This window comes from Mycoplasmopsis canis PG 14, from assembly GCF_001553195.1.
Classification (GTDB): domain Bacteria; phylum Bacillota_I; class Bacilli_A; order Mycoplasmatales; family Metamycoplasmataceae; genus Mycoplasmopsis; species Mycoplasmopsis canis.
Map to the genome: position 1 here is coordinate 163,082 of NZ_CP014281.1, position 24,757 is coordinate 187,838.

Annotated in this window: 4 protein-coding genes and 1 tRNA gene; 2 read left to right on the plus strand and 3 right to left on the minus strand. The window is 25.2% G+C overall.

What is annotated here, in order from left to right; all coding sequences use genetic code 4:
• Nucleotide 1: 1 nt before the first annotated feature.
• Complete coding sequence (locus AXW82_RS00670) at nucleotides 2-358, minus strand: hypothetical protein (protein ID WP_004794987.1); 357 nt, start codon at nucleotides 356-358, stop codon at nucleotides 2-4.
• A gap of 250 nt (nucleotides 359-608) precedes the next feature.
• Here AXW82_RS00670 and AXW82_RS00675 point away from each other — a divergent pair, with 250 nt between their 5' ends.
• Both AXW82_RS00675 and AXW82_RS03675 read left to right on the plus strand, forming a co-directional pair.
• On the plus strand, nucleotides 609-16,259 hold the full coding sequence (locus AXW82_RS00675) for a DUF1410 domain-containing protein (protein ID WP_004794985.1): 15,651 nt from the start codon (nucleotides 609-611) through the stop codon (nucleotides 16,257-16,259).
• 35 nt (nucleotides 16,260-16,294) lie between these two features.
• Nucleotides 16,295-23,503: a hypothetical protein gene (locus AXW82_RS03675; protein WP_237076669.1), complete on the plus strand. Its 7,209-nt coding sequence runs from the start codon at nucleotides 16,295-16,297 to the stop codon at nucleotides 23,501-23,503.
• 56 nt (nucleotides 23,504-23,559) lie between these two features.
• Here AXW82_RS03675 and AXW82_RS00680 read toward each other — a convergent pair whose 3' ends face one another.
• Together AXW82_RS00680 and AXW82_RS00685 are read right to left on the minus strand one after the other, a co-directional pair.
• Entirely contained in the window at nucleotides 23,560-24,306 is a 747-nt protein-coding gene (locus AXW82_RS00680) for a phosphotransferase (protein WP_004794978.1), read from the minus strand.
• A 371-nt stretch (nucleotides 24,307-24,677) separates the two neighbouring features.
• Nucleotides 24,678-24,754: transfer RNA gene (locus AXW82_RS00685), tRNA-Arg, on the minus strand.
• Between the last annotated feature and the right edge of the window lie 3 nt (nucleotides 24,755-24,757).

Genomic DNA, 24,757 nt, shown 5'->3' on the forward strand with positions numbered 1-24,757 from the left:
TTTAAATACCTCCTTTGAAAAGGATTAATTCATTTAGTTTTTCGTTGTATTTGTCATCAAATTCTATTCTTGCTTCATTGATATTTTGAAGTATATTTTCTTCTATTTGTAATATATCTTTTTCGTAAGTTTTTAAGATTTCGCTTAGTACCTTTTTTAACTTTAACACATTATTATTTATATCATTATTAAAGTTTTTTAAAAGTGAGTCAATTTTCTCTTCAACACGACCATTTGCATTATCATATTTCTTTTGTAATGCTGCTAATTCTCTTTCATGTAAATTTATTTTACTTTGAATTTTGTAACTTATATCTCTTAATTGTCTTTGTTGTTCTCTTAATTCTGAATCAAACATAAGCCTCCTTTTAAAGTTATATTTTAATTATAATATACCGTATATATATTAAGAAAAAAGACTTATTTATTTACAAAAAATATGAAAATTTTTCATAAAAATTAGTAATTTTTTAAAATTTTTATTAGAAAAAATAAAGCAAAATAACTAGACAAAATGCATAATAATGCGCATCTTTTTGTCTAGTATTAAAATCATAGATTTTAGTATAATTTATGCATCTTTAAAAAAATTAAAAATGTGAGGGAATATGACAGTTAAAAATTTACCAGATGAATTTAAAAAGAAAAAAAGAAGAAGGAAGGCAGCGTTATTACTATTTCCGCTTTTAATATCAGGGACTGTAGCAGCTAGTTTAGCTGGATTGCTTTTATATCAAAATCTTAACAAGGATAATAAAAACTCATATCTAGGATATTACAGTTACAACGAAAATGGTGATATTAAATTAGAAATTTATGTATCCAAGGAAGCTTTAAACGATATTGAAGACAAAAAACTTGTGGGTATTTTTGTAGACGAGAATGGTGTTGAATATTATCTTGAGTCTACAATAACTGAACATGGTCTGATTAGTTTTGATACAAGTGTTTTACCAACACCTGGTTTTTATACATTAAACAAAATTTCTAAATCAAAAAATTCTAACGATGTAATTGTTAGTGAATCCAATTTGCCCAAAGAATTATTAACACCAATTAGAAAACCAAGTGTTATTGGTGATATCAGTACTAAAGCAAACACAATTGAAAAAGTTATTAATTGAAATGTTAACCCAGGTCTTGCTAATAGAACATTGAGATTAGAAATCCAAAATGAAGAAGGCAAAATTGTTGAACTAGAATTGAAAGTTGATAAATCATCAAACTTATTGATAGATACATCAAAACTAGAATATGGGCATAAGTGAGAGATAAAGAAAGTTATTGACATTGATAAAAAGAACCCTAACCCAGTAATTAATCTAAATGATGTAGATAAAAAATTAAAAACAATTGATTTAAGAGATTATTCAAACAATTTTGGTGTAAATAAAAACGGAGATGTAATTATATCTTCAAAAATTTCTAATGTTAATGATAAAACAAATATTGTGGCCGTTTTTACTGATAAAAATGGTAATGAATACACTGTTGACGGAATATTAGATAACAATGGAAACGCAATTTTTGATACTTCACTATTGCCTAGTGAGGGTGAGTTTATTTTAAATAAAATAGTAAACAAAGACAACAATGAAACATTAAAAAGCAATAATGATTTAACTGATTTAGAAAAAACACCAATTAAAAAACCTGAAATATCGATTTCTAAGGATGCTAAAAAAGAATTAATTCATGTATCATTCCATAACTCAAAAACAAATAAGAGAGTGGTTTTAAAATTTAAGGATGAAGATAATAAACAATACGAATTACATGGTGTGATAAATTCAGATGGCGAACTAAGTGTAAGTACAGTAAACTTGCCAACAGGACATGAATATAAATTATTTGCTATTCATGACTTAAATAATAACCCAGTTGCAAATCTAAAAAACATTGATCCAAGATCGTTATTAATCGACAAACTTGATCATGCCACAAGCTTAAGTTACGATATTAATGGTGACAAAATTATTTCACTAAATATCGGTGTAAATAACGCTAATAAAGAAGTTAGTGCCGTTTTTATCGACTCTAAGAATAAAAAATATGTCATATATGCTAGATCAGATAATGAAGGTAATCTTTTATTAAATACAAACCACTTGCACAATAATAATGAGTACAATTTATTAGAAATAATAAGTGATGACGAAGAAATAATTTTACCTAATTATAAGATAAAAAATGTTGCAAGAAGAACTGTTAGCAAACCTGGAATAGAATCAAAAGTAGTTTCTAATTTAAAAGAAGGAAGCAATTTAGAAATTTATCTTTTTAATGATCAAATTGGAAATGAGCTTAAAGCAACATTTTCTAATTCAAAAGGAGAGTTATTTGTAACTACTTCCGTTGTTGATGGTAATGGTAACTTATTACTTAATACAGCAAATATTAATATTTTTCTAAATGGCGAAAAATATACCTTAATATCTTTAACAGATTTAAATGATCAAAAAGTAATTAATTTAAATAATTCAGATCCTATTGTTATAGATAAACGAACAAATATAGATAATAATTCAAATAATTATTTAAATAAATATTCATACAATAAAAATGGTGAATTAGAACTTAATATTCCCTTAAATAATAAAACAAACAATGCATTAGTTGCCGCTTTTGTTGATGAAAACGGAAATGAACATATTATTAATGGAGAAGTGGACGAAAAAGGAAACTTAGTAATCAACACTTCATTGCTTCCTAAACCTGGTGAATATAAACTAGAAAAAATTATAGATTCTAAAAACCCAGATAATGTAATCGTTTCTAGTCAAGATTTATCAGATGAATTAAAAACCCCGATAAAGAGACCTTCAGTATCAGGTTATTTCACAGAAGATCAATACAAAAACAAGATAATACATCTTGAATTTAACCCTGGTTTAGCAAATAGAGAATTAGAAATAACATTTATAAATGAAGATGGTCATACTATCAAGAAAAACATAACAACAAATAATGATTCTAGAATTTCGTTTAATTCGATTAGTTTAGAATCAAATAGAATTTGAAAAATAGATTCAATAAAAGATAAAAATTCTAAAAATACAAATGAAGTTATTGATATTTCTGAATTAGAAAACAACGTAAGGATAATTGACAAATTAAACTATTCTAGAACTATAACAGTTAATAGAAGTGGTTCTTTAAACTTAAACATAAAATTATCTAAAGAAAATTCAAATAAAGAAGTTTTAGTAGTTTTTAAAGATCGAAATGGGCCTTATACACAACATAAAGCAACATTAGATGAAAAAGGAAAATTAGTATTTAACTCAAATCTTTTACCAAACCAAGGTGAATTTAGATTAGATAGAATTTTAGACATATATGATAAAACAATTATTAAGTCATGAGAAGAACTAAAAGAATCTGAAAAAACATTATTAAGAAGACCAGAAGCAAACTTATATAAAACTGGATCTAATCAATTGGATGCGAAAATTGTTATAGAATTTCATAATGCCAGAAACAATCAAAAAGTAAAAGCAATTTTCAGGGATTTAGATGGTGTTGAACATGAATTTGATGCTGCAATTGGTGTAAATGGAATATTAGAATTAAAATCATCTTTACTTAAAGAAGGTGGAAAATACATATTATCTGAAATAAAAGATGAATGAAATAACTCGATAATAGAACTAAACAGATTCGATAATGACATTTTAACTATTGATAAATCTAATTATTTAGATGGAAGCATAACAAGAGATTTAAATGGTAATAGATTAGTTAATCTTAAAATGCCAGAAAAATATTCAAATAAAAATCTAGTCGCTACTTTTGTAAATAAATATGGACAAGAATTTGATATTAACGCAACATCAAATGAAAATGGTGATGTTAGTTTTAATACAAAGTTTTTACCTACACCTAGCGAATTTTGATTAGATAAAATCAAAAATACCAAAGATAAAGTTATACTAAAAAACAATGAAATAAAAATATCAGCAAGAGCAAAAATCAATAAACCAGCTATAACACATAAAATTTTAGAAGATTCTAAAGGTGCAAAAGACTTAGAAATTAAGTTTCCTTTGGATTTAGTAAACCAAGAAATAAAAGCAGTCCTCCAAGATGCAGATGGCAATAAATTTGAAATATTAGCTACAGTTAATGTAAATGGAAATGCTGTTTATGATACCTCAGACAATTTAAAATTACCAAATAATAAAAAATATACATTAATCGAATTATTAAATAAAAATAACGAAAAAGTAGTTAATTTAAATGAAATTGAAGAAATCTTTATAAACAAAACTAATAAAAAATTAAATGGAATTGCAAAAACAAATGCAGATGGTTCAAAACAAATAGAATTTAATATCCCAGAAAACCTAAAAACAAATAATGCCGTAGCGGTTGTTAAAGATATTAATGATAACGTTTTTGAAATTCCGACTTTCTTAAATGAAGAGGGTAAACTGGTAGTTGATACTAGTTCGTTAGATCCTAATAAAATTTATACTTTAGACAGTGTTGTTGATCATAACTCAAACCCTGAAACAGTTATAATATCAAACGACGATATAAATAATGAAGTTAAAAGAATTAACGATACTAAAGAAAAAGCTAGAAAAATCACATTTAATAATTGAAATATTTCTGACTTGTCAACAACAAGCGCAAGTATAGAAGTGAGTTATGCGGATATCAATAATTTGATTAATCCTAATATTAATTATGTTTTAAAAATTAGAAAACAAGGCGAGAACAATGTAATAATTAGCTCAAAAATTAAAGTTGATAAAGAAAATGAAAGATTCTTTTTTGCATTTAATTCTTTAGAGAAAAATACTAATTATATTTTCGATTCAATTGAACCAGAATTTTACGATGATTCAATAAGTGTGCTAAATAATCTCGAAAACAAAGAATTTAAAACTCCTAAATATGAAGTTGCAATTTGATCAAACACCACTTTAGTAAATGCTGCTGCAAATGCGCTAGAAATAAATTTTGAAATATCAGATAATGAATCAATAAAGCTAGCTCCAAATCAACAAATTACCGGTTATTATGTAAAACTCGAAAAAGATGGTAGCGAATCCGAAGAACAAACGTTTAATATAACAAAAGAAAATTCAAGAATTACATTAAACAACTTATCAGGTAATAGCATTTATGTAATCAAAAGGTTTACCATAGAAAGAAATAATGAAGTATTGAATTTATTTAAAAATGACATTACTAAATACACTCAATCATTAAAAACAAAACCAACACCTATTTCAATAACTTTTGAACCTGAAAACGAAAATATTAACTTAATTTCATATGAACATGCACTAATAAAAATTAATTATAATGATATTGATCAAAAAATTGAAATTGGTAACCCTGTAACTATAAGTTTTAAAAAGAAAGATTCAGAAAATATCTTAACAGTTGAAGGAAGAGTAATTGAAAATAATCAAATTGCCTTCAATTTATATAACCTAGATTCAGCATCTGAATATCAAATAATTTCATTAAAAACAGCAGCTAAAAATCCCAACTCAGCATACTCATATGTATTTTCTGATTTAGATAATTCATCATTTAGAACTAAAAATGAAATTTATGACGTTATTAATGTATCTAATTTAGAGGATTATACAAATGATGTTTTATCAAGAAAAATTAGAGTTAATTTAGATAAACAAGGTAGATTGCCGGATGGTAAGAAGGCAAAAATTATTTTTAGATCTCAAAAAGACGGATCTGAAATTGAGTCTAATGCACAAATAATTCTTCACGAAACTAGAGAACTTGTATTTACTTTAGATAATTTAACAAGAAATAGAAATTACGTTTTTGATAGACTTGTATATGGCGAAGATGACAATTTTACAAATAGATTTTTAAATAGAAGTGATGTTGATTTTTCATTTACTACAAATCCTGGAATAACAAAAGTATTAAATTGAACTTTTGAAGATTTTAAATTATCTTCTAATGATTTATCAATTCAAATAAATAATCCTGATAATGCTTTTGATGAAAACACAGTTTTAGAACTAGAATATTCAAAAGTTAATGATGAAACATTTAGTCAAAAAGTAACTTCAAATCAATTAATCAAAAATGGAGAAAATTTCAATGTATTATTTGATGAAATTCCGATGGAGTTAAATCAACAATACATAGTAAAAAATATTAAAGTTAAATCCAAATTAAACAAACCTTATAGAGGGATTAATGGAACTTTAGATAATACAATATTTGATTTAACTAATACCACGGATGAACGCCATATCTTTGAAAATAAATTTAAAGTATTAGAAATTTCATCATCGGAAGTTCAAGATAAAAGAAGCAATATTACAATAAGATTTGATGAAAATAATAATTTATTTAGAAATAAATCTTTAAGACTTAAATATAACGTTAATGGAACTAATGAACCTAAATGAACAAATATTGCGATAAAAAATGATAACGAAGAAGTAACATTCCTTTTAGATGAATTAGATTCAAATAGGCAATTTACCTTCGAAAACGTTTACTTTGTAGAAAACGCTGATAACACAGCGATATTTGATGCTAGCGAAAAAGGTATTGTTCCATTAGAAAAGAACATCAAAAATATTATTACATTAGATCCGCAATTAACAAAAATAATCAAATACGAAATATTCAACCAAACTTTAGAAAGAAATTCATTAAAATTCGAAATAAATAATCCTGACAATGTCTTTGAAGAGGGTCAAAAATTTGAATTAGAGTATTTCAAATCTTCATCTCCAGAGCAAAAATTAACAAAACAAACAAGTTTAGTTATTGAAGACTCTGCATATAAATTAATTTTTAGCGAAATAGAAATGGATCTTAATGAAGAATATGTGGTTAGCGGACTTTCTATAATTGAAACACCTAATAAAGCACAATTTAAAGTAAATAATAGCAATAAGATCTATGATTTAACAGTTGATCAAATAAATTCATATAAATTTATGAATCAATTTAAAATCATTAACTATGAGACAAATTACGACCAAAACAATACTAATGCATCACTTAGTTTAAGTATTCAAAATAACAATAACTTTATAAAAAATAAAACATATAGAGCTAAATATATAGATAATAATGGCTTAGAATTATGAACATCTGTTGACTACATCGATGAGAATGGAGTCATATCTTTTGAATTACCAAATATTCTTAAAAATAGAAAATATACACTTGTCGATGTGTATTGGGTTGATGGCGAAAAAGATAGAAGCAATTTTGACATTCAAAATGCTCAAATATTACAGAAAAATTCAAATATTGAAAGTTTAATCGAAAAGAATCCAGGCGAAACACAAATTACTAATTTTATTGTTTCAGACCCAACTTTAAATAGTCTTTCTTTAGAATTTACAATTTCAAACCCTGATACAATATTATTTAACGAAGACGAAACAAAAACAATTGTTCTTGAATATGTTAAAGTATCAAAAACAAATAATTCTGAAGTATTAGAAACCTTTGAAATTGAAGCTGAAGCTATTATAAACTCTAATAATGAAATTTTTGCTAAATTTGCTGACATAAATATAAACTTGAATGATAAATACAAGGTTTCTAAATTAAAATTTAAAAACAAACCAAATATTCTTTATAACTATGTAAACTCTAACGAGGAAAATGTTATTTTTCAACACAATAACAATATTCAAGAATATGTTTTTGAAAATAAATTCATTATAGATAGTGTTCAATCAACTCTAGAAGATGATTTTTCAGTGAGTGTAAATGTATTTATCTCAAACAATAATAATGTTTTAAATAACAAAAAATTTAAAGCAAGATTTTTAGATCACAACGGCGAAAATCCTTTATGAACAAACTTATTAAGTACATCTGACGGAAATTTAAACTTTAAAATTAGCTCAGTTGACAAAAATAGACAATATACATTCGATAAACTTTATTGAATTAATGAACACGAAGATGAAGGAACTGTAAATGAAAATTCGGCTTTTGTTTCAAAATCAGAGAATATATTTAGTTCTTTTGAAACTCCTTATGGTAATACATTTATACAAAGTGATCCAGAGGTATCTAATAAAACTCTTTCATCAAACACAATAAAATTCTTAATTAATAACCCTGATAATGGAATAAATGAAGGTGACTTAGTTACTGTTGAATATTTTGTTGAAGAGAATAATTCACCTAATGATTCAACAATTATTAATACAATTGATAATTTACCTTTATCAAAAGAAGGTGATAATTATTCATTCACAATAAAAAACTTGGAAATGGAAATTAACAAAACTTATAAAATTAAAACCGTTAAGTTAAATACAAAACCAAGAAAATTATTTAGAAACGTTAACAATAACGTAAATAACGAAATTTATTCTTTAAACAATTCTAATAACAAGGAATATACATATAAAAATACATTTATTTTAAACTCTCTTTCTGCATCTAAAAATGTAAATCAAAATGGATTAGTTTTAACTACTTCATTTGGTTTTGACAATTTATTTAACGATAATAAAAAATATGCAGTTAAATACATAGATAACACTGGTTCTGAAGTATGATCTAACATAATAGATAGTATAGAGAATCCAATATTCACAATTGATAACCTTAATTCAAACAGAACATATACTTTTGATAATGTATATTGATTTGAACCTAATACAACATCAGAAACTTTAACAGTAGCTACAAAACACAGTATTCCTAAACAAAATTCAATAACTAATGTTGTAGAATTTGAACCTGGATCAACTGAAATACAATCTTTTGTAACTAGAAATAAATCACTAAATGACTTAGATTTAATCTTTAATATAAATGACCCAGATAAAGTTTTTGAAGACGGACAAGAGGTTATACTAGAATACTCAAAACAAAGCGATTCAGCAACTGGACAAACTAACGAATTAATAAGATCTAGGTTAAATAAAATTCCAAATAGCGATAATTTTGAAGTAATTTTCGAAAACATCAATATTGATTTAAATAAACAATATATTGTACAAAAGCTATACTTAGATAATAAGCCTGCTAAAGCTTGAAAAAATATAAATTCAAGCAACGATAATTCGATTTATATTAACACAAACAATAAATATACTTTTGAAAATAAATTCATATTAAAATCCGTTCAAGATTCCGATATTCAACCTACTGAGACAATTAATAAAAACATTAAAATTATTGTTGAAGCCGATCAAGAGATCATTAATAATAAATCTATAAGATTAAAATATCAAGATCAAAACAATAAAGTTATTTGATCTTCTATTGCGACAATTGTATCAGGAAATGAGATAGAATTACAATTATCAGGTCTTCAAAGAAACCGTCAATATACCTTTGTTGATGCTTTATTTGATTCTAACGATAAAACTATAGATAACTTTAACATAAATGATTTATCAAATAAAATAGAAAAAACACCTTTATTAAATCATGAATTTAATGTTGAAAAAGGTGAAACAAGATTACTTTCATTTAGCAATAGTGATTATAAATTAGGGTCTTTAGATCTTAAGTTTGTTATCAATGATCCTGATAATGCCTTTTCTAACAATGATATTTTAAAAATAAAATACTCTAATATAAATGATTCAAATGAAGTTCACGAAATTAGTGCTAATTTAATCAAAGAAAACTCTGATTTTAAAGTTGAATTTAATGATTTATTACTTGACATTAATAAAACATATATTATTGAAAAAGTTTGACTAGAAGCAAAACCTGCATTAGCTTTAGAAAACATAAATGGTAATAATGTTATTTTTGAAAAAACAACAGCAAATCTACACCAATTTGGTAATAAATTAGCTGTTAAAACCTTAAATATACAAAATAATTCTGCAACATCAAACTCAGCTTTAATTGAAGCTGAACTAGAATTTAATAATCATTTACAATTAAATAAAAAATACAAAGCTAAATTTACTGTTAATAAATCAGGTATTCCATCTACTATTTGGACTAATACAATTAATGGTTCAAGTTTAAATGAAAATAATAAATCTCTTACATTTGAGTTAAATAACCTGCCTAAAAATAGATCTTATACTTTTGAAGGCATTTACTGAGTGGATGAGTCAGCTAGTGATGACAACTTTAACGACGCCAACAATAATAAAATACAAGACTTATTTAGTGATATAAAAGAATTTTCTATTGAACCAGGAGAAACAAAAGTCGAAGAATTTATAACTTCAGATTATAAATTGGGTTCAATGGATTTAAGATTTAAATTAACTAACCCTGATGACTCATTTAACACATCTACAAGAGTGATTTTAGAATTAAGCAAAAAAGATCAAGATCAAATAATTAAGAGTGCATCAACAAATCTTTCTTATGAAAATGATGATTATTTTGCTATATTTAACGACCTAGAATTAGCAACAAATGAAACATACACAATTAAGAGTTTAAGACTTGAAACTAAGCCTAGTTCGGTTCTGCATAATATAAATTATAAGAATGAATCTCAAGCAAATAATAATCAAGAAATTAAAATTGATTCTATTCTAAATAAAGATTTAATTAATAAGTTCAAGTTATCTCAAATTACACATAATTTATCTTCAAAAAATGCATCATTAACAATTAATTTAAGCCAAAATCATGAATTGTTTAATAATAAGTCATTTGTTGCTAAATACTTAGATAATTCAAATAACGTTAAATGATCATCAATTAAGGTTGCATCAATTGATATTTCTAATGATTCAGCTACTTTATCTTTAGATCTTGCAAACTTAAAATCAAATAGAACATACACATTTAAGGATTTATACTGAATTGAAAATTCTTCAGTCACAGAAGAAGAATTGAATAGGTTAACCGCAAATAACATAGTTCCTAAAGAACCGCAAGCATCCGATATAATCCAAGTAGAACCAGGAGAAACAAAGGTTATAACATTTAATAAGGAAAATGTTACTTTGGATAAAAATGACTTAGTATTCACAATAAGCAACCCTGATGAAATTTTTGATAATTCAACAATTCTTACTTTAGAATATTCTGTTGAAGGTTCACAAGAAACGCTAACAAAAGATTCTAACCTTGTTGCTACAAATGGTGAATACAAAGTTACATTTAATGACGTTGCTACTGATATAAACAAACTATACACCATTAAAAAACTTAAAGTAAAAAGCCAAATTAATGGAACAACACATAAAATTAATAAAAGAGAAGATAATTCTATTTATGATTCATCATTAGATACAAATCAATCACTTACATTTAAAAATGATTTCTTGATAACTAGAATTTCTCAAAATGTAAATGAAACTACAAGTATTTTATCAGTTACATTAAACTACTCAGAAAATTCATTTGTATCAAACAAGAAATTTAGGGCTAAGTATACAGATAACAATAATAATGTATATCTTTCTGAAATTGTTTATATAAACTCAAGTGATGTACAGTTTTCATTCTTAAATTTAGTTAAAAATAGAGAATATACATTAGAAAACATATATTATGTTGATGATAGTGTTAATGATAATGCCTTTGATACTTTAAATGCTAAAATAGTGCCTATTGCAGAAAGCATTAGTAAACCTAAATTTGAAACAACAGTAGGACAAACACAAATAACAAACTTTATAATCGGGGACTCTACAACGAATTCTGCTAACTTAACTGTAGAAATAAACAACCCTGATAGAGCATTCTCGAATTCTGATATATTAGTTATGGAATTTGTTAAAACTTCTGATACGAACCAAAAAACAGTTGTAGAAGCATCACTTCAAGAAATTAACAATAATTTATTCAGAGCATCATTTAACAACCTTCAAATTAATTTAAATGAGCAATATTACGTAACATCATTTAAGTTAAAAGATAAACCATCACTAACAAAAAATAATGTTAATGGTAATTCTGATAATTCAATTTACACCTTTACAAATAATAAAGATTACATATTTGAAAATAATTTTAGATTAGAATCAATAAATTCTAATTTAAACTCTAATAATAATTCAGCTACTATTAATGTACAAATTAATTCAAATAACAATATTGCAACAAACAAAAAATTCGCAATAAAATATAGATCATTCAATAATTTAAACTCTGATAATGATGAAACAATAACATCAGAAATAATTAACTTTTCAAATGGTGGTAACTTAACATTTGTATTAAATAATCTAAAAGCAAATAGAAATTATGTTTTTGATCAAATTATTTATGGTGATACTGATGACGAATTATCAAATAATTCAGCTCATAACGTGAATAAAGGGTCTAATAGTAACAATATAATTACTCCTCATAAAGAAATTTCTCTTTCAGGGTTCACAAAAACTAATACAGAATCTCTTGATACAATTAGATTATCATTTAACATAAATAACCCTGAAGATTCTCTAGCTCAAGGCGATAATATAGAAATCACATATGCCAAAGTTAGTGATTTAAATTCCGAAATTAAATCAATTGGACAATTGAGTAGTGAATCAGGCAAATTAAAAGCAATTTTTGAAATCAGCGGAATTGACATAAACGAAGAATACAAAGTTAAAAAAGTTAGATTTATATCTAAACCAAAGAAAACTTATGTCAATGTAAATAATAATACTGATAACGTTGTATATAACTACGAAAATAATTCTACTGATCAATATAAATTTATCAATTCATTCATAATCAATTCGTTAAATTCAACATTAGAAAATAATAGATTATCTATAAATGTAAATATTTCATCAAATCAAGAAATTTTAGCTAATAAAAAATTCGCAATTAAATACAAATCAGTTAATGATCAAGGTGTAGAAAACGTTAATGAATCACTAATTTCGAATTCAATACAAACAACAAATGGTAGCTTACAATTTTCTTTAGAAAACTTAATACCTAACAGAAAATATGAATTTGTGGACTTATATTATGTTTCAGGAAATTTAAATGTAGACTCAAATACTACAAGTGTTGTTCCAAAACAAAGTCATAAAGATAACAAAATTACTGCACCAGGAACCACTTCATTATCAAATCTTATAATAAGTGAAACAGGTCAATTGAATACTAGAAATATCTCATTTAATTTAAATAACCCTGATAATGCTTTTGATACCACAACTGAAGTAGAATTAACTTACGTAAATGAGACGACCAATGCAGAAACAAAATTAATAAGTTCTCTTCAAAATGCTTCTGATTCTAACTTTAGCGCATCATTTAATCTAAGAGATATTGAATTAAATCAAAACTACAAGGTTAAATTAATAAAAATTGTTCAAAAACCTTCTAAAACATATGGGCAAATAAACTCAAATAATATAATTTATGACGAGATTTCAAATGCAACAAAATATAGATTTATTAATAATTTTGAAGTAACAAATATATCTTCCGAGTTAAATAGCAATAATTTAAACATTACTGCATCAATAAATGTAAATAATTTAATTTTTAATAGCAAAAAAGTTGCAATAAGATATAAATCAGTTAATGATAGAGGTAATGACAATTTAGAAACAGTTATTTCTAACTCTGTTGTCCTAAAAAATGGCGAAAACACATTTACTATAAGTAATTTAAAATCTAATAGAAGATATGTATTTGACCAAGTTATTTTCACAAATAACGATCAAGATCCTTCTTTAAGCACTAATACATTTGTTCCTAAACAATCTACAACAAATTCTGTTGATATAGATCCAAAAGAAACAATTGCTAATAATTATCAAGTAATTTCTACTGGTAAATTAGACGCAACCTCAATTTCTTTCGATGTAAATAATCCTGATGAAGCATTAAACGAAGGAGATAGTTTAGTAGTTGTTTATGCTAAAAAAGAAAGTCTTGAAACAGAATTAAACGCAACAGGTACATTGATTTCTAAAAACAATAATTATTCAGTATTGTTTAATTTGAACAATATTGAGTTAAATAAAGATTATCAAATAAAATATGTGAAGTTGGTTAATAAACCTGAAAAAACTCTATTTAATGTTAATAAAAAAGAAAATAACACTATTTATGATTATTTACAAAATACATCTGTAAAACACGAGTTTAAAAATAGTTTTATAATTAATCAATTAAATTCTAGTTTAACTTTCCCAACAATGACTATTAACGCAAATATAAATGCATCTAATAATATATTAAATGGTAAAAAGTTTGCTGTTAAATATAGAACCGTTAACGAAAGTGGTAACCCAACAGGTGAAGAAGTTATTTCAAATTCATCAACAGCAGCAGCTAATGGAGATTTAAATTTTGTAATAAATAACTTAAATAGTAATAGAAAATACGAATTTGTAAGTCTTTTATATACAGAAGATGGCTCAAATGTGAATCTTTCTGAATCTAAATCTGTGATTAATGATAATATAACAGACTCACAAATTACAAATCCAGGACAAACTGCGGTTTCTAATTATGAAGTTATCCCTACTGGCGAACTTAATTCAACAAGAATTTCATTTGTAATTAATAATCCTGATAATGCCTTAAGTTTAGACTCAAGATTAAGGTTAACTTTTGTGGAATCTAACAATGATTCAGCATCAAATGTTGTAGAAGCTAATTTAACTCAATTTGAAGATAAATTTAAAGTTACATTTGATATAAATAACATAACTCTAAATAAAGAATATAAAGTTAAATTAATTGAATTAATAAATCAACCAAGTGTTCTTTATAAAGGAATTAATGCAAATAACATAATATTTAGCAATTCTAACGATGAATATAAATTTGAAAATAAATTCAAACTTCTTGCAATTACATCTAGTTTAGTTAAAAACACATTAAATATACAAGCATCATTCGATATCTCTAATAATATTCAAAATAATAAGAAGATTGCTATTAGATATAAATCATTAAATAATGAAAATATCGATAATAATGAAAATGTAATTTCAAACTCTATTACAGCATCAAATGGAACTCTTAACTTTACAATTGATAACTTAAAAAATAATAGAAAATATGTTTTTGACCAAATATTGTATGATCAAAATGATGTTTCGATAAACGAAAGCAAAATAATTGATAAAGGTTTACAATCTAACGAACAAATAACTGCTCCAGCTAATACAGAAGTTTCAAACTATAATATTATCCCTACTGGTGAATTAAACTCTACAAGACTTTCATTTACTATCAATAACCCTGATGACTCATTTAGCAATGATACAGAAGTTGTTTTAACATACTACAGAATTAATGAAGAATCAAGATTGTTTACTTCTAATGCTCGTATAACAAATGATTCGAATGAATTAAAATTATTTTTCGATATTTCTAATGTCCAATTAAATAATGAATATAAAGTAAAGGAAATAAGAATTTTAAATAAACCTTCAGTTACTTTTGCTAACGTTAATAATCACAATAATAACGTTGTTTATGACGTTACAAATGATACAACGATTGGATTCAAATTTGAAAATAAACTTAATATAGCAGCTTTAGATTCTTCATTAAGTGGATCTAATTTAACAATAAATGCTATGTTAAATTCATCAAATAACATATTAGAGGGCAAAAAATTCATTGTTAAATATAGATCATTAAATAATGCTAATACAGAAAATGCGAGCGAATCTGTAGTTTCTGTGCCTGTTAATGCAAATAATAATTCGCTTGAATTTTCATTACAAAACTTAAACAAGAACAGAAAATATGAGTTTGTAGGAATTTGATATGCAAATCAAAATGATTTATTAGATACAACAAATTCTTTAATGGTATCAAACACATTAAATCTTACTGACTCTATTGATGTTGCACAAGGAGAAACAGTAGAAAGTGAATTTAGACAAATAAACATAAATTCTCTTTCAAAAGTTAAAATTTCATTCGAAATTAATAACCCAGATAATGCATTTGACACCACAACAAATGTAACTATTGGATACTTCAAAAAAGGTGATGAAGTAAATGTTCTAACAAAAAGTGTTAATTTAATTCAACAAAACAGCAAATATGAAGCAATTTTTGAATTAGATAATATTGAATTAAATGCAGATTATCAAGTTAAATATCTGAAAGTTACTACAAAACCAAATAAAACACTTTATAACGTAAACAAAAATGATCAAAACGAAATTTTCAACATCGAAAAAACCCCAAATAAAGTTTATACATTCAAAAACTCATTTATATTAAGCGCATTAAATGCAAACTATATAAACGATAATTTAAATGTGGAAGCGTTTATAACTTCTAATAACGATAATTTATTAAACAAAAAATTGCTATTAGATATAAATCAGTTAATAATAATGAAACAGATAATAACGAAAATATAATTTCACCAGCACAAACAACCGCTGATGGAAGATTATTGTTTAATCTAACAGGATTTAATAAAAATAGAAAATATGTTTTTGATGGAATATTATATTCAAATGATTCTAACACATTAACAACAGATAGCAAAGTTGCCTTAACTAATACAATTAGCTCTCAAAATAATTTCTTCATTATTGAACCTGGTAAAACAGTTGAAAGTAATTTTGAAAAAATAAATAATGCATCATTAAATTCTGCAAGGGTTTCATTTGATATTAATAATCCTGACAATGCTTTAAGGGCAAATGATGTAATTATTATTACTTATGCAAAATCAAATGATTTAGCTAATGAGGTCAATGTTGAAACTATTTTGCAAACAAAAGAAAATGGGTTTGTAGCTGTTTTTGATATCAACAATATTGAGTTAAATCAAGAATACAAAATCAAAACAATTAAACTTAAAAACAAACCAGAGAAAACATATTACAGAATAAACAAAGTGTCTAACAATGTTATTTACGACTATAACGTTTTAGATAAGCAGTACGTCTTTAAAAATGAATTTATTTTAGAAAACTTCATACCTTCATTTGAAAATAACAATACTTTTAGAATAAACGCAAAAGTAAGAGCAAATAATAACTTATTAAGTGGTAAAAAATTTGCTCTTAAATACAAATCACTTAATCAAAATTCAGAAGAAAATATTGATGAAAAAATAATTTCATTATCAATTGAAGCTTCACAAGATGGGGTGTTAAACTGAACAATTCCTAACTTAATTTCTAATAGAAAATACGAATTATTAGGATTATTCTATTCAAACGATAACAGTAATATTACAGTTGATAGTATTAATTCAGTTGATTTAAATGGCACAACACATTCTCAAATAACGGCCCCCGGGTCAGTTAATGAAAGTAATTTTTTAGTTTTAGATACTTCAAACTTTAATACAAGAACATTATCTTTTGAGATAAATAACCCAGATAATGCATTTGACAGAAATAATCAAATTAAACTCACTTATATTGATTTAGAAGCAAATACCAATAAAACAATTACCACTAATTTAACTAAATTAAGTGATAATAAATTTAGTGCATCATTTGCGCTAAATGATCTTGTATTAAATAAAAAATATAAAATAACGAAGTTAGAATTAGTGGAAAAACCAAATAAAACATTTACTTTAATAAATTCAAATAATATTATTTATGATTACACATCACAAGATAAACTATATGAATTTGAAAACAAATTTAAAGTAACTTCTTTAACTTCTGAATTAAACAATCAGAATCTTTCAGTAAGAATTAATTTTGATCTAAATAACTCACTAATGAATAATAAAAAAGTTGCTGTTATTTATAGATCTGAAAATAATTTCGGCTCAAACAATGACGAAAGTATTATTTCAAACTCATTACAACTAACAAATGGGGAATTAAGTTTTGAAATAAATAACTTAAAGAAAAATAGAAAATATGTTTTTGAAAAAGTTGTATTTTCAGATAATGCACAAGATTTAAATTTAAATAACAATCAAATAATCGAAGCTCAAGGAATTGCAGATTTCCATGTAACAGATAATGGTAATAGCGAAGTTTCAAACTATACTATAGTTCATAATGAATCATTGGACTCAATAAATATTTCATTTGATGTTTCTGACCCTGACGAAGCATATAAAGTTGGGGATGAGTTAATTCTCGAATATTCAAAAACTAATGAAACATTATTAACTAAGAATGTTTCAGGAAGATTAACAAGAACTTCAGACAAATTTAATGTTTCATTTAATATTAATAATTTAGATATAAATACTGAATATAAAGTGCTATCAATTAAATTTAAAAACAAGCCTAATAAGACTTTTAACAACATTAATTTAAATAACAATAACGAAGTTTATAACCATACAACAAATTCAAGCACACCATATACATTTGAAAATAAATTGATAATGAAGTCAATTAATTCAAATATTGAAGGAAATAATTTAATTGTAAATGTGACATTAGATGCTACTAGAGAAATTTTAAATAACAAGCAATTTGCCATTAAATATAAATCTCTTAATAATAATGGAGATGAGAACGTTGATGAAATAAAACTTTCAAACTCAATAACTACAGCTGATGGCAGTTTAAGATTCACTATAAGTAATTTAATTCCTAATAGAAAATATGAATTCTTTAATATTTATTTTAACAATGGAGAAGTAACTAATTCAGAAACAAAAATAGTAAATAAAAACAATTTAACTGACAATAAAATTACTTCTTTTGGAAATGTTGAAGCAACTAATTTCACAATCATTAATAATAATTTATTAAGCACAAAAACAATATCTTTTGATATTAATGATTCAGATCAAGCATTTGATCAATCAACTGAAGTACAATTAATTTATGCTAAGTTAAATGATTTAAATACTAAATACACAACTAAAACAGCAATATCAAAACAAGAAAATAGATTCAAAGCTACATTCACAATTGATAATATTGATTTAAATATTGAATATAAGGTTCTTGAAGTTAAAATTGTAAATAAACCAAATAAAACTTACACATTAACAAATAGTAACGGTACTATTTACAATTCAGAAACATCACCTACCAAGAATGATACATTTATAAATCTTTTAAGATTAAATTCAATTTCATCTGAATTAAATGATCAAAGATTAACAATTTCTACTAACTTTGAAGTAAATAATAATATTAACAATGGAAAAAAAGTTGCTTTAATATATAAATCAATAAATAGTCAAGGAAACGAAAATACTGATGAAGAAGTTATTTCTGATGCGAAAGATTTATCAAACGGAGATATTACTTTCGTTATAAATAACCTTAAGAAAAATAGAAAATATGTTTTTGATAGAATTGTTTATTCCGAAAATGGAAGCAACCCTACATTAACTGAAACAAAAACAATTTCAAGAAATAACAAAAATAACGAAAAAGAAGTTCCGCATGGAAACACTACAGCTTCAACATTTAAGATTATTCCTAATGGAACACTTGATTCAACAAGTTTCTCATTTGTTATCTCTGACCCTGATGAGGCTATAAATGTTGGAGATCAAGTTGAAGTTACTTATGCATCAACAAATGACCTTGGTACAGAGTTGAAAACAACAAGTTTAATTAATTCTGATTCTAATGGTTTATCGGTTCAATTTAATGTCAATAATATTGCTTTAAATACTGAATATAAAATTTTAAAAATTAAGTTGATTTCTAAACCCGCTAAGACACTTAAAAACGTTAATGATAACAACGAAAATATTATTTACAACTCAACAACAAATGTTTCTGAAGAATATAAATTCGAAAACAAATTTAAATTAACTAATGTTACACCTCAATTAAATGACAGAACATTAAATATTTCAGCTAACATAGAAGCAACAAATAATATTTTAAACTCAAGAAAATTTGCGATTAAATACAAATCGCTAAACAATCAAGATATCGAAAATATAGATGAGGTCCTAATTTCAGAACCAGTCAATGCAACACAAAGCGGCCAACTAAGTTTTGTTATCAATGATTTAAAACCAAATAGAAAATATGAATTTGTAGATGTTTTATTCGCAAACATAGCTGATAATATAACTAATGAGACAAATGATGTTGTAAATAAGGTGCAAATAACTAATAATGTAACTACAAATAACGCTAACACAGTTGCAAGTGATTATAGAAACTTCAACTCAACAAACGAGCTTAATAAAAAAGTTCTTGAATTTAGCATAAACGATGCTGATTCATCATTCGAAAATGGTATGACACTTCAATTAAAATATTCAAAAATGGATAATTCTAATGAAATTTCGGTAAGTTCTCAACTAATAAATAATTCAGGAATTTGAAAGGTTCAATTTGAAGCAATCAACTTAGAATTAAATACTGAATATAAAGTTAGAGAAATTAAATTTGTAACTAAACCAAGAAAAACGCTTAATAAAGTTAATAATAATGAAAATAACATTGTTTATTCTGATTCAGAAAATAATCAAGCTTATACTTTCAAAAATGAACTCATATTAACTAATTTAACTTCAAGTTACAACCAAAATTTAGTTGCTACAGCAACAGTTCAATCAAACCCTGAACTTCTAAACAATAAAAAGTTTATTATTGTTTATAAATCTTATAATGGTGATGGACAAGACAATAATGAAGATATTATTTCTAGCGTTCAAACAGCTTCTTCAAATGGTAATATAACATTTGTTTTAAGTGGACTTAAGAAAAATAGAAAATATAAATTTGACAAAATTTATTATGCAGATAACACTGATCCTAATACCAATTCAACCGAATTAATCAAATCAACTAGTTCAATAAACACAAATAATGAATTTATTGTAGGTCAAGGAAATACAGTTGTTGAATCATATCAAAAACAAGATAACGGAACCCTAGATAGTGTAAGATTATCATTTAGCTTAAATAACCCTGACGAATTATTGGATAATAATACACAAGTTGAAATTGTTTATTTTGCTACAAATAATTCATCAAATGAGTTAAAACAAACTGCCACGCTTTCTCAAAGTGGTTCTAACTTTAATGCAATATTTGATCTAAGTAATATTACATTAAACCAAGAATATAAAGTTAAATCGCTAAAACTTGTTAATAAACCATCAAAAGCATATTATGATATTAACAACAATAATAATATTATTTATTCAAGTGATGCACAAGGTGCTAAATCTTACACATTTAAAAATGATTTTGTTTTAAGTTCTATACATTCTGCATTGGAATCAAATAATAATATAAATGTAACAGCAAATATAAATGCAAACAATAATATACTAAATGGAAAATATTTTGCAGTTAAATTTAAATCATATAACAATAACGGAAACGAAAATGCAGGAGAAGAAATTATTTCTAATGCAATTGTGAGTCAAAATGGTTCTTTAACTTGAACTTTAACTAACACAAGACCAAATAGAGTTTATAAATTTGATCAAATAATTTATAAAAATAGTGATTCAATAACAAACTCTGACACAACTTTTGCAGCCAAAAATTCACTTACTTCTGAAATTACTACAACAAATAGTGCTATTAACGCTTCAAACTTCAGAAAAATTAGTTCATCAAACTTCGATCAACAAACTGTTGCTATTGATATAAATGATGGTGATTTTGCTTTTGATTCAAGCACAAGGGTAGAAATGGTTTATACAAAAATAAATGATTCTGCAGAAATTACAGCTCAAACTAGTTTAATTTCTCAAGGAACTTCATTTAGAGCTGAATTTAGTTTAAATGGTTTAGAACCAAATAAAGAATATAAAGTAAAAATCATTAGATTATTACAAAAACCAGACAAAACAGCAACAAATATAAATGGAAATAATATTATTTATTCTTCAGAAAATAATTCTAATGAATTTAAATTTATGAATGAATTTAAATTAAATTCTTTATCATCAGAATTACAATCAAATTCAACTAATTTAACAGTTACGGCAACATATGAAGAGAGCAATAATTATGCAAATGGTAAAGAATTTAGAATTAAATATATTGATCAAAATAATGAAATAAAAATTAGTAATCCAGGTAACTTGGATACAAATACAAAAAGAATTACATTTAATATTTCATTAATAAAAAATAGAGAATATACATTCTCAGGAATATATTATGATGATGTTAATGCATCAAATGAAAGCAATAAATTAATGAATTTATTAAATATAGAGGACACAAAAATAACAAGCATTGGTAATACTAATGCGATTGTTGAATCAGCACCTGTAAGTGCTATAGCTCAAGAAATAGCAACAATTAAGGTTGAAATTATTTCTGAAGATCAAGTTCTTGAAGAAGGACAACAAGTTCAAATGACCTTAGGCGAAAAAGAAAATAGAAATACTTCTAATGATAAAATTATTACCCAAGGTATAACGATAGAAAACGGAAAATACTATGCTTCATTTTCATTCTCTGGATTAATTCATGACACAGAATATAAAGTATATGACCTTAAATTTGTTTCAAACCCTAGAAAAGCTAAAAATAATATTAATAATAGTTCTACTTTCATAATTAACTTGCCAAATGAAGAAATAAAATTTAAATCTTCAATTGAACCAGCAATTGAAAATAACAGCGTTATAACACTAGCTAACTCTAATGCAAAAGATGAAACACTAAGATCAAAAGATATTATTGAAGCCTCTTATGAAGTTTTAGGTACTTGAACAAATGTTATAATACCTGAAGAATTAATAGATAATGATTATGAAAATAAAGGTTTTGTTATGACATATACAGGTACTGCCACACTAAGAAATAACGAAAATGCAACACACGTCATAACCGCCACGAACATCAATTACAATAGACAATCAAAAGTAATTAATTTCACTTTGAAAGGATTAAAAGCTGGTTATAACTATAATTTAACATCGTTTATTTTTAAACAAAAAAGAAACACAACAGCTACTTCTGATCAAAAAGTTGATAAAATAATGAATATAAATTCAGTTTTAAAATCAAATCACATCGCTAAGGGTTATGGTTGAGAATACCTTATATTTAAGCCAAATTATTCATATTGACCAATGAATAACGAACCATTGAGAAATAATACGGTATGATTAGGGTTTGATAAAGGTTTTGAGGCAAACGACTTTTTAAGATTATTTGATTATATCAAATTTAGATCCCCTATAGGTACGCACGATTATGTACAAAATAGTTCAGGAGTTAATGTTTCATTTGCTGATAAGTGAACAGAAACACTTAAACAAGTTATAAGAGGTGCTCAAACGTACGTAATGAGGCAAGGAAATAGAAAACCATTGCAAGATAGGATGTGATCAATACAGTTAGGAAGAAAATGAGAGGATACTTCAACAAGGTTTATAGATAGGATGGAACAAAATTTCACATCTCGTAACCATTCACTTGCAATAAATCATTTTTATAAACCACAACTTGGTGCATTAGACCCTAGACCCGGTAACCCTGAGTACGTACTATCTAATGGGGTAATTGAGTCAAGACAATGAAAATTTATATCTAACACAGCATACGAAAGAGCTATCGATAACATATTAGCACACGTAACAAAATTCGTTATAAGAGATGAAAGTCAAAAAGATGCTGAAGATAATACTAAACAATATCCAAATAACCCATCTTCCCCAATAGTTCCGAATGACAGAAAATTTAGTTATAATGACGGAAATCCGCTAATAAATATTAGATAACTTCTTATCAAGTGCGCATAATTATCAAAAAAACATTCGTTAAAGCGAATGTTTTTTTATCTTCTAAATAAATTATTTTGTTTTAAGTAATCATATTCCTTAATAGTTTCTTCTAATTTTTGAATGCTATATTCATCACTAAAAGGCATTACATCTTGCGCATGAATTCATAGGATGGTTAAATAATATACTAAAATTTTTTGTTGAATTAAATATTCTTCTCAATAACTGTCATATGCATCTAGAAAAATTCTTTCTTGTTCTTTTGTTAAGAATGATCCGCAAATAAAATATGCTAAATCAAAATGCTTATCACCCATTGATGCATATTCTCAATCGATAAACATAATTTTTTTAGTCTTTTTATCTAATAGAAGATTCCCAGAGTATAGATCATTATGTAGTGGACGATTATTTTCGCTGTTTGATAATATGTTATTGATTCTTCTGTAATATTTATTTAAAACTTCGATATTTATATTTTTGTTTTTTAGTATAGAACGATATTCTTTAACTCTCTGCGCATGATTGGATTTAGGAAATTTTAAGTCTGAATTATGCAATTGCAAAAAGTTGTTAGCAATTTCTTTGAGTTGTTCAGGAGTAAATTTTATTTCCTCAGATTCAACTCAAACTCATTCAATATCTTTTTCGGTATTTGAAAGCAGTTTTGGTACAAAGTCAAATTCTTCTAGTAGTTGATAGTCTATTTTATGATTAAATTTATTAAGTTTTTTGATTTGATAAAATGTTTTTCCTGTGCAAAAACTTTCGTTTGTAAAACCTTTTTTTATTCTTTCCATAATTACCTCCATTTATTTATGCAATATTATAATACTAATTTAATTTATAACTATAAAAGTAATAAAAAAACAACCCTTAGGTTGCTATTAATTGTAATACCCCAAAAATAATTGCAAGTATAATTAAAAATCCTATTAAGGCCAATCCTAGTTTGATAACTCTCAATATAAAAGAACCAATCATAAAAAGAACTACAAGTCCAATGATAACGTATAATACAGTCATAAATATACCTCTTATTCTATATATAAAATTATATAAAATACTAGACATTTTAAAATTAAATAGTGTAAAAAATAACTAGTTTATGGAATTTTTTTGCAAAAAGCAATAAAAAAAGTTTGAACAAGTCAAACCAAATTATTCTAATTGGCGCGCCCGGCAGGAGTCGAACCCGCAACCTTTAGGGCCGTAACCTAACACTCTGTCCAATTGAGCTACGGGCGCATA